The organism is Enterococcus sp. AZ141 (assembly GCF_051714385.1).
Taxonomy (GTDB): domain Bacteria; phylum Bacillota; class Bacilli; order Lactobacillales; family Enterococcaceae; genus Enterococcus_D; species Enterococcus_D entomosocium.
Map to the genome: position 1 here is coordinate 1,954,148 of NZ_JBIORT010000001.1, position 15,021 is coordinate 1,969,168.

General features: G+C 41.6%; 15 protein-coding genes and 1 tRNA gene. 10 read left to right on the forward strand and 6 right to left on the reverse strand.

The genetic code is table 11. The features are described 5' to 3' along the window. Positions 1-59: 59 nt before the first annotated feature. Together IGI89_RS09140 and gloA are read right to left on the reverse strand one after the other, a co-directional pair. Positions 60-773 (reverse strand): gamma-glutamyl-gamma-aminobutyrate hydrolase family protein, encoded by a 714-nt coding sequence (locus tag IGI89_RS09140; protein ID WP_008380852.1) that lies wholly within the window; start codon positions 771-773, stop codon positions 60-62. Between the two features lie 76 nt (positions 774-849). Then, entirely contained in the window at positions 850-1,224 is a 375-nt protein-coding gene (gene gloA, locus IGI89_RS09145) for a lactoylglutathione lyase (RefSeq protein ID WP_005234340.1), read from the reverse strand. A 147-nt stretch (positions 1,225-1,371) separates the two neighbouring features. On the opposite strand from gloA, the gene IGI89_RS09150 reads away from it, so the two are divergent. Beyond that, the gene (locus IGI89_RS09150) at positions 1,372-1,815 is read left to right on the forward strand and encodes an NUDIX hydrolase (RefSeq protein ID WP_008380853.1); all 444 of its coding nucleotides are present in this window, start codon (positions 1,372-1,374) and stop codon (positions 1,813-1,815) included. A gap of 42 nt (positions 1,816-1,857) precedes the next feature. On the opposite strand, the gene yidA is transcribed toward IGI89_RS09150, so the two are convergent. Genes yidA through IGI89_RS09165 form a run of 3 tightly spaced genes read right to left on the reverse strand, consistent with a single transcriptional unit; the run spans position 1,858 to position 4,861 of the window. Next, the gene (yidA, locus tag IGI89_RS09155; RefSeq protein ID WP_438735563.1) at positions 1,858-2,676 is read right to left on the reverse strand and encodes a sugar-phosphatase; all 819 of its coding nucleotides are present in this window, start codon (positions 2,674-2,676) and stop codon (positions 1,858-1,860) included. Between the two features lie 9 nt (positions 2,677-2,685). Beyond that, on the reverse strand, positions 2,686-4,056 hold the full coding sequence (locus tag IGI89_RS09160) for an HD domain-containing protein (protein WP_008380856.1): 1,371 nt from the start codon (positions 4,054-4,056) through the stop codon (positions 2,686-2,688). Beyond that, positions 4,040-4,861, reverse strand: a complete 822-nt coding sequence (locus IGI89_RS09165) for a biotin/lipoate A/B protein ligase family protein (RefSeq protein WP_399550368.1) — start codon at positions 4,859-4,861, stop codon at positions 4,040-4,042. Before IGI89_RS09165 ends, IGI89_RS09160 begins: the two co-directional genes overlap by 17 nt. A gap of 221 nt (positions 4,862-5,082) precedes the next feature. Between IGI89_RS09165 and IGI89_RS09170 the strand changes: the two genes are divergently transcribed. Both IGI89_RS09170 and rpoE read left to right on the forward strand, forming a co-directional pair. After that, the gene (locus IGI89_RS09170; protein WP_005234346.1) at positions 5,083-5,520 is read left to right on the forward strand and encodes a DUF1934 domain-containing protein; all 438 of its coding nucleotides are present in this window, start codon (positions 5,083-5,085) and stop codon (positions 5,518-5,520) included. An 84-nt stretch (positions 5,521-5,604) separates the two neighbouring features. Further along, the gene (rpoE, locus tag IGI89_RS09175; RefSeq protein WP_005234347.1) at positions 5,605-6,213 is read left to right on the forward strand and encodes a DNA-directed RNA polymerase subunit delta; all 609 of its coding nucleotides are present in this window, start codon (positions 5,605-5,607) and stop codon (positions 6,211-6,213) included. A 164-nt stretch (positions 6,214-6,377) separates the two neighbouring features. Here the strand turns inward: rpoE and IGI89_RS09180 are convergent. Beyond that, a tRNA-Arg gene (locus IGI89_RS09180) sits at positions 6,378-6,449 on the reverse strand. 51 nt (positions 6,450-6,500) lie between these two features. On the opposite strand from IGI89_RS09180, the gene rpoN reads away from it, so the two are divergent. The 7 genes from rpoN to glf all read left to right on the forward strand — a co-directional run bounded on the left by rpoN (position 6,501) and on the right by glf (position 15,012). After that, the gene (rpoN, locus tag IGI89_RS09185; RefSeq protein WP_438735564.1) at positions 6,501-7,820 is read left to right on the forward strand and encodes an RNA polymerase factor sigma-54; all 1,320 of its coding nucleotides are present in this window, start codon (positions 6,501-6,503) and stop codon (positions 7,818-7,820) included. Between the two features lie 246 nt (positions 7,821-8,066). Further along, positions 8,067-9,104, forward strand: coding sequence for a sugar-binding transcriptional regulator (locus IGI89_RS09190; protein WP_005228675.1), 1,038 nt, complete (start codon positions 8,067-8,069; stop codon positions 9,102-9,104). A 40-nt stretch (positions 9,105-9,144) separates the two neighbouring features. After that, entirely contained in the window at positions 9,145-10,146 is a 1,002-nt protein-coding gene (gene gap, locus IGI89_RS09195) for a type I glyceraldehyde-3-phosphate dehydrogenase (RefSeq protein WP_420694341.1), read from the forward strand. Between the two features lie 99 nt (positions 10,147-10,245). After that, positions 10,246-11,436, forward strand: coding sequence for a phosphoglycerate kinase (locus IGI89_RS09200; RefSeq protein WP_008380859.1), 1,191 nt, complete (start codon positions 10,246-10,248; stop codon positions 11,434-11,436). Between the two features lie 63 nt (positions 11,437-11,499). Next, positions 11,500-12,255, forward strand: coding sequence for a triose-phosphate isomerase (gene tpiA / locus IGI89_RS09205; RefSeq protein ID WP_008380860.1), 756 nt, complete (start codon positions 11,500-11,502; stop codon positions 12,253-12,255). Between the two features lie 112 nt (positions 12,256-12,367). Then, entirely contained in the window at positions 12,368-13,669 is a 1,302-nt protein-coding gene (gene eno / locus IGI89_RS09210; protein WP_005234360.1) for a surface-displayed alpha-enolase, read from the forward strand. Positions 13,670-13,899: 230 nt separating this feature from the next. After that, positions 13,900-15,012: a UDP-galactopyranose mutase gene (gene glf, locus IGI89_RS09215; RefSeq protein WP_005234362.1), complete on the forward strand. Its 1,113-nt coding sequence runs from the start codon at positions 13,900-13,902 to the stop codon at positions 15,010-15,012. Positions 15,013-15,021 lie beyond the last annotated feature (9 nt).

Consider the following 15,021-nt stretch of genomic DNA (forward strand, 5'->3'; position numbering starts at 1 on the left):
TCCTTTTTGTGATCGGGCGTTTTTTATTGGCTAGCATCTAGAAAACAAGGTGCAGGCCTTTAGAATTCCTGCACAAAAAAGTCGAAGATCGATTGCTCAGAAGGCAGCTTGTGAGCGGCTAGCTCAGGATGCCACTGAATGCCTAAGATCGGTGCGCCATAGGCGGTGGATTCAATGGCTTCAACAACACCATCAGGAGCGGTGGCGGTCACATTGAAATCATCTGCAACTGTTTTGACTGCTTGGTGATGAAAAGAATTGACTTGATAGGTTGTGCCTAAAAGAGCAGCCAAACGACTGTCTGCCTTGATTTCCACCCGATGTGTAGGGAATTGAAAGAACGTTGGTAATTGCACGTGTTTGATCGTTGGGTGATCGATCAAAGAGAGATCTTGGTACAAACTCCCACCAAATGCGACATTTAGTAACTGCATGCCGCGGCAGATTCCAAAGATGGGTTTGTTTTGAGCCACTGCTTCTTTGATCAATGCCAATTCAAAGACATCACGATCAGGATGAATGCCTTGAATCAAAGGATGAGGATCTTCGCCATAATGATCAGGGGAGACATCATGACCACCGGCTAACAAGAGTTTATCGATTTTGCTGATGTAAGTCGCAGCATCTTCCACGACACCCATTGGTAATATTAGGGGAATGCCTTGGGCTTGTTGGATATGGGTGACAAAATTTTTGGGTGTATAGGACAACCAATGTTCTGCTTCTTCAATCATTGGCCGTTCATTAGCAGCGATGCCGATAATGGGTTTCATTTGATCAAACCTTTCTATAAGTAAATGGAACGAAAAGAAAAAAGGACACGAGGTCCTTTTTTCGAGCATCTTCGCTTTATTTTTCGCGAATAACTTCGATTTTATAACCATCAGGATCTTTCACAAAATAGTAAGATGGAGAAGTCCCTGGTAGTCCTTTCAAGTCAGTGACGTCAAATCCGGCAGCTTGGTGCTTCTCATGAAGCGCTTCTAGATCATCGGTACTGATGGCGATGTGGCCATAGCCGTCGCCTAACTCATAGCCAGGATGGTCATAGTTATATGTCAACTCTAGCTCGTAGTCATCTCCAGGCAATGTTAAGTAAACCAAAGTAAATTGATGTTCAGGAAAATCACGACGGCGAGATTCTTCAAAACCAAAGGCAGTTTGATAAAAATCTAGAGAAGCCGTTAAGTCTTTGACGCGGACACAAGTGTGAGCCATTTTCATGGGTAAATCATCCTTTCGATCTTGATAGTTGTATGATAACATATTTTATCATTTTATAACGAATAAAAGACAACAGAGCGTTATTTCCAGCTTGTCCAGACTATTGGCATAGGGTAAAATGGAAAGAAAGTGTTGGTGGAGGGAATCATGCCAGAAAAGGAAATTGTGTTCGGGGAAAAAGAAGCGGGGAAACCATACAAATCAAGATATGGCGCGTATGTCGTTCTTCCAAATGAAAAAAATGAAGTGATCTTGGTACAAGCACCCAATGGCGCCTATTTTTTACCAGGCGGTGAAATTGAACCAAATGAGACCAAAGAAGAAGCGATCCAGCGAGAATTAATAGAAGAACTTGGATTTGAAGGGGAGATCGCTGCCTATTTAGGGGAGGCAGTTGAATACTTCTATTCACGCCATCGCGATACATTTTACCATCATCCCGGCTATTTCTATTTAATGACCAAATGGAAAAAAGTCTGTGAACCGACAGAAGAAAACAATCAGTTGTCATGGCATACGCCAGAAGAAGCGATTCAGCGATTGAAACGCGGCAGCCATAAATGGGCAGTTGAACAATGGTTGGCAAAATAAAAAAGGCAGGCTTCCGATAAAAAGGAAACCTGCCTTTTACACTTAGTTATTTGCTAAAACATACTTGTTGATTACTTCTGCCACACCATCTTCTTCGTTTGATGCAGTTAGGACATCTGCGGCATTTTTCACGTTTTCAGTGGCATTGGCCATCGCCACACCGATACCAGCGTATTCCACCATGGTTAAATCATTTTCGTTATCGCCGATCGCCATGACTTCTTCTTGTTTGATGCCTAAGTGCTCCGCCAATTTTTTGACAGCAGCCCCTTTATGGGCTTGTTTATTTAGAACTTCCAAGAAGTAAGGAGCACTTTTGACCACATTGTAATTGTCCGTCAAACTGCTCGGCAATTGTGGGATGATCTGATTAAGTTTTTCGGGATCATCGATCATCATCATTTTGATGATATTCAAGTCAGCAGTCATTTCTTCTGGTGTCCGATATTTCAATGGCATGTTGACTAAGAAGGCTTCATAAATCGTATAAGGACTGATATCGCGGTTAGCGGTATACATGGTATCTTCGGTTTCTACATGAAGATGAACCCCTAATTTTCTCGCAGTCATCTCAACAAAGAGATAGTCATCTTGGGACAAGCCGAATTCAGAGATGATCTCTTGGTTTTTGGTTTTTTGAACCAAAGAGCCATTATAAGTAATAACGAAATCATTGTCCGTAAATAAGTCTAGTTCCTTTAATAAATCTTGGACACCAGTTAAAGGGCGTCCCGTACACAAAACGATGCGTACACCTTGCTTTTCAGCGTCTTTCAATGCCTTGTAAGCGGCTGGGGTGATCTTGCGGTCGTTGTTCAACAGGGTACCATCGATATCGATGGCGATCAATTTGATACTCATAAGTTCCTCCTAGTGGCTTGGTTTGATCAAAGCACCATTGCGAATGTGCTTGGCAAACTCTTGATACGTCTCTCCAAATAAATCATAGTGATTTTGGATGTTGGGGTCAATCATTTCTTTTGGAAAATAAAAGCGTTGGTCACCTTGGGTTTGTCCCGCTAAAGCTGCAACTAGCTGACTGGCTTGGGATAATTCCACAAGGGAACCATCTTTTTCCTGTAATTCGATTTGTGTCCGATGTTTGCCTGAAGTCGGCCGATAAAAATCATAAGGCAGATCGAAGCTTGAATTGATGGCAGTATAATAGCGGGGATTGAAGCCGACTTTTTCCACCAGTCCCTGCATTTCTTCAATCATCGGCAACTGCGTCTCATCGTCAAAGCGGGCGGATTTCAACGGTTTACGATTTAAGAACCGCTTGGCCAAATCGCTGAGGATCGGATCATTTTCTTCCGTCCATTGGGTAAAGTAGGTATTCAGAACGCCATCGTCGAGTTTCAAGTATTCATCTAAGGTGAATTCTTGTTTTAAAAATGGGAGAAGCAGCTGCGAATGGCCTTGAAACAATTCTGAATCCACTTGATACAGTTCTGCAGCTCGATCCAGCAAATGGGCTAAGATCACTTCCATCCCTCGAGAACTCGCATGGAAATAAACTTGCACATACATCTGGTAACGACTGACGATGTAGTCCTCCACAGCGTGCATGCCATTCATAGAAAAAGCAATACCGCCTTCGTACGGACGAATCACTCGTAAAATTCGGGTCAGATCAAACGTGCCGTATTCAGTGCCGGTAAAATAAGCATCGCGCAGCAAGTAGTCCATCCGATCAGCATCGATTTGACTAGAAATCATTTGAACGACTTGAGGATTTGGATAAGTTTTAGTGATAACACTTGCGACTTTCTCAGGAAATCCAGCTTCCACTCGGTTCAATATCTGATGAACTTCCGTTTCAGGAGAAGTAATGATCGCCACTGTGATGGCTTCATGGTCTGTATGGAAAATGTGCTCAAAGGTGTGGGAGTATGGTCCGTGGCCCACATCATGAAGCAATGCTGCACACAAGGTCACTAAACGCTCTTTATCATCCCAGCCGTTTGGTCCGACTTTTTCAAGGGAATAATTGCGTTGGAAAATATCGCAAATGCGACGGCTGATTTCATAAACGCCCAAGGAGTGAGAAAAGCGGCTATGTTCTGCTCCGTGAAAGGTAAAGGAAGCAGTTCCCAGCTGTTTGATGCGCCGCAAACGCTGCACTTCTTTGGAATTGATCAAATCTAAAATCACTTGGTGCTGTACATGGACATAGTTATGAACAGGATCACGAAATACTTTTTCTATCGCTAAGGTTTGATATTTATATGGTAGGCTCATCGCTAAACTCCTTTATTGGTTGGTTTCGCTTTTCCATGCCAGCTAAGCGTTGCTGCATTTGTTCGCTAAGGTTATTTTCTGTCAGCCATTGATCCAGTGATTCAAGCGGATATAGGGATTGGTCTGTGATCAAGGAAAGCAGGGCTTTTTGCAAGCGGTCAGTCACCTCGTGTGTGGTAAACTTACGGCCGAGGGCCGCTTCTAAAGTGGTCATGCTCGCAGGATTGACGACTGGATAGCCATCTGTACCAAAGCGCTCTTTCAAACCTGCTTGGTAAAAACGACGAACGAGAGAGCCGCGGGCTGGTTGGTCGCCGTTGACACTCAGATACATCATGACAGCCACGCCGTCTTTGATTCGTCGTTGTGCTGTACCAGCAATTTTTTTCCCATCAATACTCAGGTCATAGGTGCCTGGGCAATACGAGTCAGCAATTTCATAAGCCAAAATTGTCCGCTCAGGAAAGGCGGTTTGCAGCAATGTCGCCATCATTTCATAGGCTGCATCTGTGGTGGCAGCCAAATGTTTAGGGAAGATGAGGGAGACATTCAAAATACCGGCATCATTAATTACACCAAGCCCCCCTGAGTTGCGGATGATCGAGGCATAGCCAGCTTCTTTCAAAACCTGCAGACCATCTGTCAAAAAAGGCAGCCGGGTATCTTTCATTCCTAAAATCATCGTATCGGACAACTGCCAAAAATGACAATAAACTTGTTCCTTTTTGCCAGCAACTTCGGTGGCAACATCGGTGAAGGCAAACGGCTCATAAGGATTGTGGATACGTGGTAAGGTTTGATCCATTACATAGATAGTCAAATCGGTTAAACTCCTTTAAAATACCTGTTATCCTTATTATATACGATTCTTGGAAAATTACTTGGAGAAAAGAATGAAAACTTGCTTTTGTTTTCGTTTTTTATTTTCAATGAAGAAATAGACCAAGGAGAATCAACTGAAATGATTGACAAACGAATGAAAAAAAGCAAGAATGAAACTGAAATCTTCAAAGGAGGCACTCGTACATGCAAGAATTATCAAAAGGAATCCCAATCTCGATTCATTTAACAACCAATGTACGTCAAGCAGGGGAAACAGAGAACTTTCTGTTTGATCTGCAAGGACAAGCAGTCAAGATCGGTGATACCTTATATCTCCGTTACAAAGAGATCCAGCCAGACGGCACCGACATTCCTGTTACGATGAAAATTATGCCAGACGGATTGATTCAATTGATTCGCTCAGGGGAAATGCGCATGCGCTTGAAATTTTCTTATAAGGAACGTTTAGAGACGAGTTATCAAACCCCGTATGGCTTGATGATGTTCCACACCTTCACCAATCACTTGCACGTTAGCTTGAAAGACCGTCCATACTCGGGAAAGATCGATATCGATTATGACTTGTTCATGGCTGCTGACAAAGTCGGCGAATACAAACTGTCTTTAGAATTTACCGCTTAATCAAAGGGAAATTGAAAGAAAAAATTGCAATTTGAGACGTAATTTTGTATGATTAGGAGTAGACTGTGAAAGGACGTGTCCCGTTTGGAAATTAATGTATTTGAAGGTGTAAATAAAAACGAATTGTCGATGATTGAAGTTGCCCATGCGATTTTAGAGCAGCGCGGTGACGTGATGGATTTTTCTGATTTGGTCAACCAAATTCAAAACTATCTTGAAACTTCAGACAGCGAGATTCGTGATTCATTGGCGCAGTTTTATACAGACTTGAATATCGACGGTAGTTTTATTTCTTTAGGCGACAATCGTTGGGGCTTACGTTCATGGTACGCCATTGATTCGATCGATGAAGAAGTCAACCATGGCATCGAAGACGAGGATGAAGATACACCACGTCGTCGCAAACGTAAAAAAGTCAATGCCTTTATCAACGATGATGAAGATGCAATCGATTATAACGATGATGATCCTGAGGATACTGATTTGTCAGATGACGAAGAAGATGATCTCTTTGATGATGATGATGACGAGGATGAAGAAATCTCGGCATACAATTCAGACTTGCAAGAAATCGGCGCCGACAATAGCACCGATGATGAAGAAGAATTACCTGACAGCATTGAGGAAGATCTAACCATTATCGATGACGATGATGAAGATGATTTTGCGGATGAAGAGGAAGAAGAGGAGTAATCCTCTTCTTTTTTTCGCCTTATGGCTGTAAGCAGCTTTTAATCGTTGAAGGACGAGTTCGCCTTCTTACATAGATACAAATAAAAAAGGAACCGCATCAGCGGTCCCTAAGTGCTTTTGAATTATTGATTTGAATCGAGTATACTTGTAACGAAAAGAAAAAACGCGCCTTGAGGGAATCGAACCCCCGTCTCAAGAACCGGAATCTTACGTGATATCCACTACACTAAAGGCGCGAAGCACAAATATTAGTTTAACCAATTTCAGTGAAAAAAACAAGAGGTAGAATGATGAAATTTCAACAGCAATTTTCACAACAACAAAAACAGACGCAAAAGCTTGCTATGACGCAGAAATTACAGCAATCGATCCAAGTGCTGCAATTTTCCGCAGACGAATTATTGTCCTTCATAGATAACCAGGCATTAGAAAATCCGTTGATTGATCTGGGGGAATATGATTCGCCCATCACACTAAGCAAGAGCAGCGGCTCGTCAGAACAAATAATGGATTACTTAAGCCAGATCCCTGATCAGCACACGTCTTTATTCGAACACCTCATTGATCAAGTCCATTTAAATTACCGCGACACCTTTTTGCGGACGATCGTTTTATTTTTAGTCGAGTACATTGATTTAAACGGCTTTTTGACGATTGATTTGGAAGAAGCTGGGAAGCTTGTCGGGGGGACGCCAATCCAAATGCTTGATGCTTTAACCTTGATCCAGCAACTGGATCCGGCAGGAGTCGGTGCTCGTGATCTAAGAGAGTGTTTGATGCTGCAAACGGAAAGAGATGACTATGCGCCGCCAATGGCTTATCTCATTTTAGAAGAATTCTTCACGGAAATGGCAGAGCGCAAGTGGGACAAAATCAGCAAAGCGCTGCAGATTCCATTAACTGAGATTCAAAAGGTCTTTGATTATGTTCAAACATTGACCCCCACACCAGGGGCGGCGTTTGGGTCGACCGATGGGCTTTACATCGTTCCTGACCTGCGAGTGACGGTTGAAAAAGGACAACCGATCGTGAAATCAAACAAACGCGCCTTACCAGAGGTTCGCTTTCAGCAGCAGTACTTTGACCAATTGAAGCAAAGCGGTGATCCAGAAGTCTTAAGTTATTTAGACAATAAAGCCCAAGAGTTCGAGTGGTTAAAGAAGACCTTGCTGCAACGAGGGGATACCATCTATCGTGTCGGGGTGCAGATCGTTGCGCGGCAAAAGGAGTTTTTCACTCAACCAGATCGACCATTAAAGCCATTGGTTTTAAGAGAAGTTGCCGAAGAATTAGGAATTCATGAATCAACGGTCAGCCGGGCAGTCAATGGGAAATACTTGGAGACCTCCTTTGGGGTGTTTGAATTAAAACTATTCTTTGGACAGAAAGTTTCGACGCAAGAAAGCGGTGATGAGCTGACAACGGCATCGATCAAACAGCAGCTAAAAGCACTGATCGATGAAGAAAATAAAAACAAACCATTGTCAGACCAAAAGTTGACAGATGCCCTCAAAGCCCAAGGCATCGATATTTCTAGACGAACGGTGGCAAAGTATCGTGAAGCCATGAATATCCCTGGTTCTTCCAAGCGGAAACGATTCGAGTAAAGCAAAACTTACTATTAACGATGAGTAGGGAAGGCAGCAAAGCCTTTCCTTTTTTTATCGATCCTTTCCTCTTTTTCAAATTATGACGATTTTATGAAAAGCAAGATTTTGTGACTGAAATAGTTGCGTATCAAGGCGATAAGTGCTACTATTATTGGTGTAGGAAACAGATTTAAATTTTTTTTGCAATCGATGGGTCATTTTAAGTCATTGTAGGACGAAAATTGTCCAACGGGAGGATATAAAATGCTCGATGAATTAAAATTGATTGAGGCAATCACCCCGGATATTCTCGCTGTACTCCAGGAACGTTACCGTATCTTAAGAAATATTTATTGGATGCAGCCCGTTGGCCGCCGGACACTTTCGGAAAGTTTATCAATGACGGAACGCGTGTTGAGGACGGAAACAGATATCCTTAAAAAGCTGAAACTGATCGACTCTTCAAAAAGCGGCATGCAATTGACCGCCTACGGAGAAGAAGTGTACACGAAGATTGGTGCACTGATGGATCAGCTGTTCGGAATGCACCAAATCGAGAAACGATTATCAGAGACCTTTGGCATCGAACGTTGTTTGATTGCGAGCGGCGATGGTGATCGACAACCGAAAGTTATTGCTGAATTTGGCCAGTTGCTGAATGAATCGTTGGATCTCTTATTGCCAGAAGGCAAAAACACCATCGCAGTAATGGGAGGGACGACAATGGCGAAAGTTGCCGAGGAATTGGGTAATTTGGAAACCGCCAAACGTCATAACTTGTTTGTTCCAGCCCGTGGTGGTATCGGAGAATCAGTCAACGTGCAAGCAAACTCTGTCAGCTCAGTGATGGCAATGCAGACAAATGGCGATTATCGCTCCTTGTTTGTACCAGAACAATTAAGCATGAACACCTACGAGTTCCTCTTGAAAGAACCCGCCATCGTTGATGTCTTAAACTTGATAAGTCAAGCAAATTGTGTTATTCATAGTATTGGACGGGCGTTGCATATGGCGGCTCGAAGAAAAATGTCAGAACAAGAAATTCTGATGTTGAAACAAAAAAATGCAGTTGCAGAATCCTTTGGGTATTTCTTTAACGAAGCAGGCGAGGTCGTTTACAAAGTTCCTCGAATCGGACTTCAATTAAAAGATTTACAAAAAGTCCCAATCATTTTTGCGGTCGCTGGCGGACAATCAAAAGCCAAAGCGGTCAATGCATACATGAAAAATGCACCAAAACAAACCTGGCTCATCACCGATGAAGCTTGCGCAAATGAGATTTTAAAAGGGGCAACCCTTTAAAATAAATATTTTTATGATTTTCATAAGGAGGAAATCTTAAATGACAGTTAAAGTAGGTATTAATGGATTTGGACGTATCGGACGCTTAGCATTTCGTCGTATCCAAGAAGTAGAAGGAATCGAAGTTGTGGCTATCAATGACTTAACAGACGCTAAAATGTTAGCTCACTTGTTAAAATATGATACAACACAAGGACGTTTCAACGGTACAGTTGAAGTTCACGAAGGTTCATTCAATGTGAACGGAAACGAAATCAAAGTTTTAGCTAACCGCAACCCTGAAGAATTGCCTTGGGGCGAACTAGGTGTTGAAATCGTGTTAGAATGTACTGGATTCTTCACTTCTAAAGCAGCTGCTGAAAAACATTTAACAGCTGGTGCAAAACGTGTAGTTATCTCAGCTCCTGGTGGAAACGATGTTCCAACAATCGTTTACAACACAAACCATGAAACTTTAACAGGTGAAGAAACAGTTATCTCTGGTGCTTCATGTACAACAAACTGTTTAGCTCCTATGGCGAAAACATTGAACGACAAATTTGGTGTGATTGAAGGATTAATGACTACAATCCACGCTTACACAGGTGACCAAATGACTCTAGACGGACCACACCCTAAAGGTGACTTCCGCCGTGCCCGTGCTGCTGCTGCAAACATCGTGCCTAACTCAACTGGTGCTGCTAAAGCGATCGGCTTAGTAATCCCAGAATTGAACGGCAAATTAGATGGTGCTGCTCAACGTGTTCCTGTTGCAACTGGTTCATTAACTGAATTAGTTACTGTTCTTGACAAAGAAGTAACTGTTGATGAAATCAATGCAGCAATGAAAGAAGCTTCAAACGAATCTTACGGTTACAACACAGACGAAATCGTTTCTTCTGATATCGTTGGTATGACTTTCGGTTCATTATTTGATGCAACTCAAACAAAAGTTATGACTGTTGGCGACAAACAATTAGTTAAAACTGTTGCTTGGTACGACAATGAAATGTCATACACTGCACAATTAGTACGTACTTTAGAATACTTCGCTAACCTATAAGAGTTGCGAACGACTTTAATTTAAACCATCGCAAGAGAAAGCGGGGAAGCATCGCGCTTCTCCGCTTTTTTTAACAATTATGCTAGGAGGAATCTGTTCATGGCTAAAATGACAGTTCAAGATATCGATTTAAAAGATAAAAAAGTTCTTGTACGTGTGGACTTCAACGTTCCATTGAAAGATGGAGTGATCGGAGATGATACACGGATCAAAGCAGCATTACCAACAATCAATTATGTGATCGAAAACGGCGGAAAAGCAATTCTTTTCTCACACTTAGGTCGTGTGAAAGAAGAAGCAGATAAAGCTGGAAAATCTTTAGCGCCAGTTGCGAAACGTCTTGGCGAATTATTAGGCAAAGAAGTAACTTTCATTGATGAAACCCGCGGCGAAAAATTAGAAACAGCGATCAACAACATGCAAGATGGCGATGTCGTTGTTTTTGAAAACACTCGTTTCGAAGACATCGATGGCAAAAAAGAAAGCAAAAACGATCCTGAACTAGGCAAATACTGGGCTTCTTTAGGCGATGTTTTTGTAAATGATGCCTTTGGTACCGCACACCGCGCACACGCTTCAAACGTAGGGATCGCTTCAACAGGTATCCCAACAGTTGCTGGTTTCTTAATGGAAAAAGAAATCAAATTCATCGGGGAAGCAGTCGAAGAACCAAAACGTCCAATGATCGCGATTCTTGGTGGAGCAAAAGTATCTGATAAAATCGGCGTAATCGAAAACTTGATTCCTAAAGCAGACAAAATCTTGATCGGCGGCGGAATGACGTATACGTTCTACAAAGCAAAAGGCATGGAAATCGGTAATTCTCTTGTGGAAGCAGATAAAGTAGAATTAGCAAAAGAATTGATCGAAAAAGCTGGCGATAAATTAGTATTACCAGTTGATTCAATCACTGCTGCTGAATTTTCAAATGATGTCCCAACAGAAGAACATACTGGTGATGTTCCTGAAGGACAAATGGGCTTAGATATCGGACCTGAAACCATCGCTTTGTTTGCTGAAACATTAAAAGGCGCAAAAACAGTCGTTTGGAACGGACCTATGGGTGTGTTTGAAATGTCTAACTTCGCAAACGGTACGATTGGTGTTTGTGAAGCAATTGCCAACCTTGAAGATGCAACAACGATCATCGGTGGCGGTGACTCTGCAGCTGCAGCAGAACAATTAGGGTTTGCTGACAAATTTACCCACATCTCAACAGGTGGCGGTGCCAGCCTTGAATTGCTAGAAGGAAAAACACTTCCTGGCCTAGCTGCGATCAACGATAAATAATCAATGACAAGCCGTGCAAAGAATCTCCTTTGCACGCTTGATAACGAAAAGGAGTGCCAGAACATGCGCAAACCAATTATTGCCGGAAACTGGAAAATGAACAAAACTGCGAAAGAAGCAAAAGAATTTGCTGAAGCAGTCAAAACAAAAATTCCTAGCAACGAGACAGTTGACTCTGTGATCGGTTCGCCAGCTTTATTCTTAGAAACATTAGTGAATGCTGCTGAAGGAACAGAATTAAAAATTGCTGCTCAAAACAGCTACTGGGAAAATGAAGGTGCCTTTACTGGCGAAACTTCACCAGCAGCTTTAGCAGATCTAGGTGTTGACTATGTCATCATCGGCCATTCAGAACGTCGTGAATACTTCCATGAGACAGATGAAGACATCAACAAAAAAGCCAAAGCAATCTTTGCAAACGGCATGATTCCAATCCTATGCTGTGGTGAATCTTTAGAAACCTATGAAGCTGGCAAAACAGCGGAGTGGATCGAAGGACAAATCACTGCTGGCTTAGACGGTTTAACAGACGGTCAAGTAAGTAATCTTGTGATTGCTTACGAACCAATCTGGGCAATCGGTACTGGTAAATCAGCGGATGCAAACATCGCAGACGAAATTTGTGGCGTTGTCCGCAAAACCGTTGAAAAATTATACGGCAAAGAAGTTTCAGATAGCGTGCGTATCCAATACGGCGGTTCTGTAAAACCTGAAAACATTGCTGAATACATGGCAAAAGAAAATGTTGACGGAGCATTAGTTGGCGGCGCAAGCTTGCAAGCTGATTCATTCCTAGCATTATTAGATGCTGTAAAATAATTTCATTTTCATGAAAATAACATTTGCAGAATCGTGATTTTTTCACTACAATTAAGTTGTTCGCAAGGGGTATTCCCCTTAAGATAAAACAAACTCAAAGGAGAGACAAAACATGTCAATTATTACTGATGTTTACGCACGCGAAGTCTTAGACTCACGTGGTAACCCAACTATCGAAGTAGAAGTCTACACAGAATCAGGTGCTTTCGGCCGCGGAATGGTTCCTTCAGGAGCTTCAACAGGTGAACACGAAGCAGTTGAATTACGTGATGGCGACAAAGCTCGTTATGGCGGTAAAGGTGTAACGAAAGCAGTTGACAATGTAAATAACATCATTGCAGAAGCTATCATCGGCTACGATGTCCGTGACCAAATGGCTATCGATAAAGCAATGATCGCTTTAGACGGAACTCCTAACAAAGGCAAATTAGGCGCAAACGCGATTCTTGGTGTTTCTATCGCTGTTGCTCGTGCAGCTGCTGATTACCTAGAAGTACCTTTATACCACTACTTAGGCGGATTCAATACAAAAGTATTGCCAACTCCTATGATGAACATCATCAACGGTGGTTCTCACTCAGACGCACCAATCGCTTTCCAAGAATTCATGATCTTGCCTGTAGGCGCACCTACATTCAAAGAAGGCTTACGTTGGGGTACTGAAGTATTCCACGCTTTGAAATCAATCTTGTCTAAACGTGGTTTAGAAACTTCAGTAGGTGACGAAGGTGGTTTCGCTCCTCGTTTTGAAGGAACTGAAGACGGTGTTGAAACAATCTTAGAAGCAATCAAAGCTGCTGGTTTAGAACCAGGTAAAGATGTATACCTAGGATTTGACTGTGCATCATCAGAATTCTACGAAAACGGTGTTTACGACTACTCTAAATTTGAAGGCGAAAACGGCGTAAAACGTACTGCTGCTGAACAAGTTGACTACTTAGAAGAATTAGTTAACAAATACCCAATCATCACTATCGAAGACGGTATGGATGAAAACGATTGGGATGGTTGGAAACTATTAACTGAACGCTTAGGCGACAAAGTTCAATTAGTAGGGGATGACTTGTTTGTTACAAATACTGAAATCCTTGAAAAAGGAATCAAAAACGGTATCGGTAACTCAATCCTTATCAAAGTTAACCAAATCGGTACATTGACTGAAACATTCAATGCTATCGAAATGGCGAAAGAAGCTGGTTACACTGCAGTAGTTTCTCACCGTTCAGGTGAAACAGAAGATTCAACAATCTCTGATATCGCTGTTGCAACAAACGCTGGCCAAATCAAAACTGGTTCTCTTTCACGTACTGACCGTATTGCAAAATACAACCAATTACTACGTATCGAAGACCAACTTGGTGAAGTTGCTGAATACAAAGGCTTGCAAGCTTTCTACAACTTAAAAAATAAATAATCTTTCGATTATTGCTTTGCTCTGAAAGAGCAGCGGTTGATTTAACAGTCAGCTGCTGCGATTTCAGAGCTTTTTTGTTGTCTCGATTCATTCAGTGCAGACAATGACCAATCATTTAAGATAACAGAAGGTAGTCATTTCTTCTTTATTTTCTTTTTCAAAAAAAAGAAATTATAGTTCTGACTTATCAAAATCCTATAATAGAAGAAAATAGTTTTTAGGAGAAAAAAATGGCTTATGATTATTTGATCGTTGGTACAGGTCTTTTTGGCTCAGTTTTTGCTCATGAAGCAGCGAAACGGGGACATACAGTCAAAATGTTGGAAAAACGGACACATATTGGCGGTAATTGTTATACAGAAAAACAAGCAGGAATCGACGTGCATAAATATGGTGCGCATATTTTTCATACATCGAGTAAAAAAATTTGGGACTATATCAATCAGTTTACTGAATTCTATCCCTACATTCATGCTCCTATTGCAAACTATCAAGGCGAGCTATATAATCTTCCTTTTAATATGAACACATTTTACCAACTATGGGGAACCAAAAATCCTGCTGAAGCTCGTACCAAAATAATGACTCAAATTGAAAAGACAAGAATAAAAAGACCACGAAATTTAGAAGAACAGGCTCTTTCTTTAGTCGGACCAGACATCTATCATAAGCTGATCAAAGGCTACACTGAAAAACAGTGGGGACGAGAATGTGATCTTCTTCCTTCTTTTATTATCAAAAGGCTGCCGATCCGGTATACCTTTAACAACAATTATTTTACGGATATTTTTCAAGGAATACCTAAATTGGGTTATACACAAATGATTCAAAAAATGCTTACACATCCACTGATTGATGTTTCTTTAGAGACTGATTTTTTTGCAGATCGCACACGACATGAAGCCTCTTCTAAGAACATTGTTTATACTGGAATGATTGATCAATATTTCGATTATTGTTATGGCGAGTTGGCCTATCGGTCTTTACATTTTGAAACTGAAGTCTATAACACGGATAATTACCAAGGAACAGCCGTCATGAACTTTACAGACAGTCAAACGCCCTATACGCGAATCATTGAGCATAAACATTTTTGTCCAGTGGTGTCAAAAAGAACAGTTATCACTAAAGAATACCCGAAAGAGTGGAAGAAAGGAGATATTCCTTACTACCCAATTAACGATCAAAGCAATAATGCATTGTATCGCAAATATGAAAAATTAGCGCAACAGCAAAAAAATTGTTTGTTTGGTGGGCGCCTAGCCAGCTATCGCTATTATGATATGGACGATACGATCGCAGCTGCTTTAAAGCTTGTCCAACAGGAATTTCAAGTGGAGTAACCTCTTCTA

Bases quoted from the DNA above. Each gene is read 5' to 3' on its own strand.
- IGI89_RS09170 (WP_005234346.1), top strand. From the start codon at position 5,083: ATGCAAGAATTATCAAAAGGAATCCCAATCTCGATTCATTTAACAACC.
- rpoN (WP_438735564.1), top strand. From the start codon at position 6,501: ATGATGAAATTTCAACAGCAATTTTCACAACAACAAAAACAGACGCAA.
- tpiA (WP_008380860.1), top strand. From the start codon at position 11,500: ATGCGCAAACCAATTATTGCCGGAAACTGGAAAATGAACAAAACTGCG.
- IGI89_RS09140 (WP_008380852.1), bottom strand. From the start codon at position 773: ATGAAACCCATTATCGGCATCGCTGCTAATGAACGGCCAATGATTGAA.
- gloA (WP_005234340.1), bottom strand. From the start codon at position 1,224: ATGAAAATGGCTCACACTTGTGTCCGCGTCAAAGACTTAACGGCTTCT.
- IGI89_RS09165 (WP_399550368.1), bottom strand. From the start codon at position 4,861: ATGGATCAAACCTTACCACGTATCCACAATCCTTATGAGCCGTTTGCC.
- yidA (WP_438735563.1), bottom strand. From the start codon at position 2,676: ATGAGTATCAAATTGATCGCCATCGATATCGATGGTACCCTGTTGAAC.
- IGI89_RS09190 (WP_005228675.1), top strand. From the start codon at position 8,067: ATGCTCGATGAATTAAAATTGATTGAGGCAATCACCCCGGATATTCTC.
- IGI89_RS09160 (WP_008380856.1), bottom strand. From the start codon at position 4,056: ATGAGCCTACCATATAAATATCAAACCTTAGCGATAGAAAAAGTATTT.
- IGI89_RS09150 (WP_008380853.1), top strand. From the start codon at position 1,372: ATGCCAGAAAAGGAAATTGTGTTCGGGGAAAAAGAAGCGGGGAAACCA.
- gap (WP_420694341.1), top strand. From the start codon at position 9,145: ATGACAGTTAAAGTAGGTATTAATGGATTTGGACGTATCGGACGCTTA.
- IGI89_RS09200 (WP_008380859.1), top strand. From the start codon at position 10,246: ATGGCTAAAATGACAGTTCAAGATATCGATTTAAAAGATAAAAAAGTT.
- glf (WP_005234362.1), top strand. From the start codon at position 13,900: ATGGCTTATGATTATTTGATCGTTGGTACAGGTCTTTTTGGCTCAGTT.
- eno (WP_005234360.1), top strand. From the start codon at position 12,368: ATGTCAATTATTACTGATGTTTACGCACGCGAAGTCTTAGACTCACGT.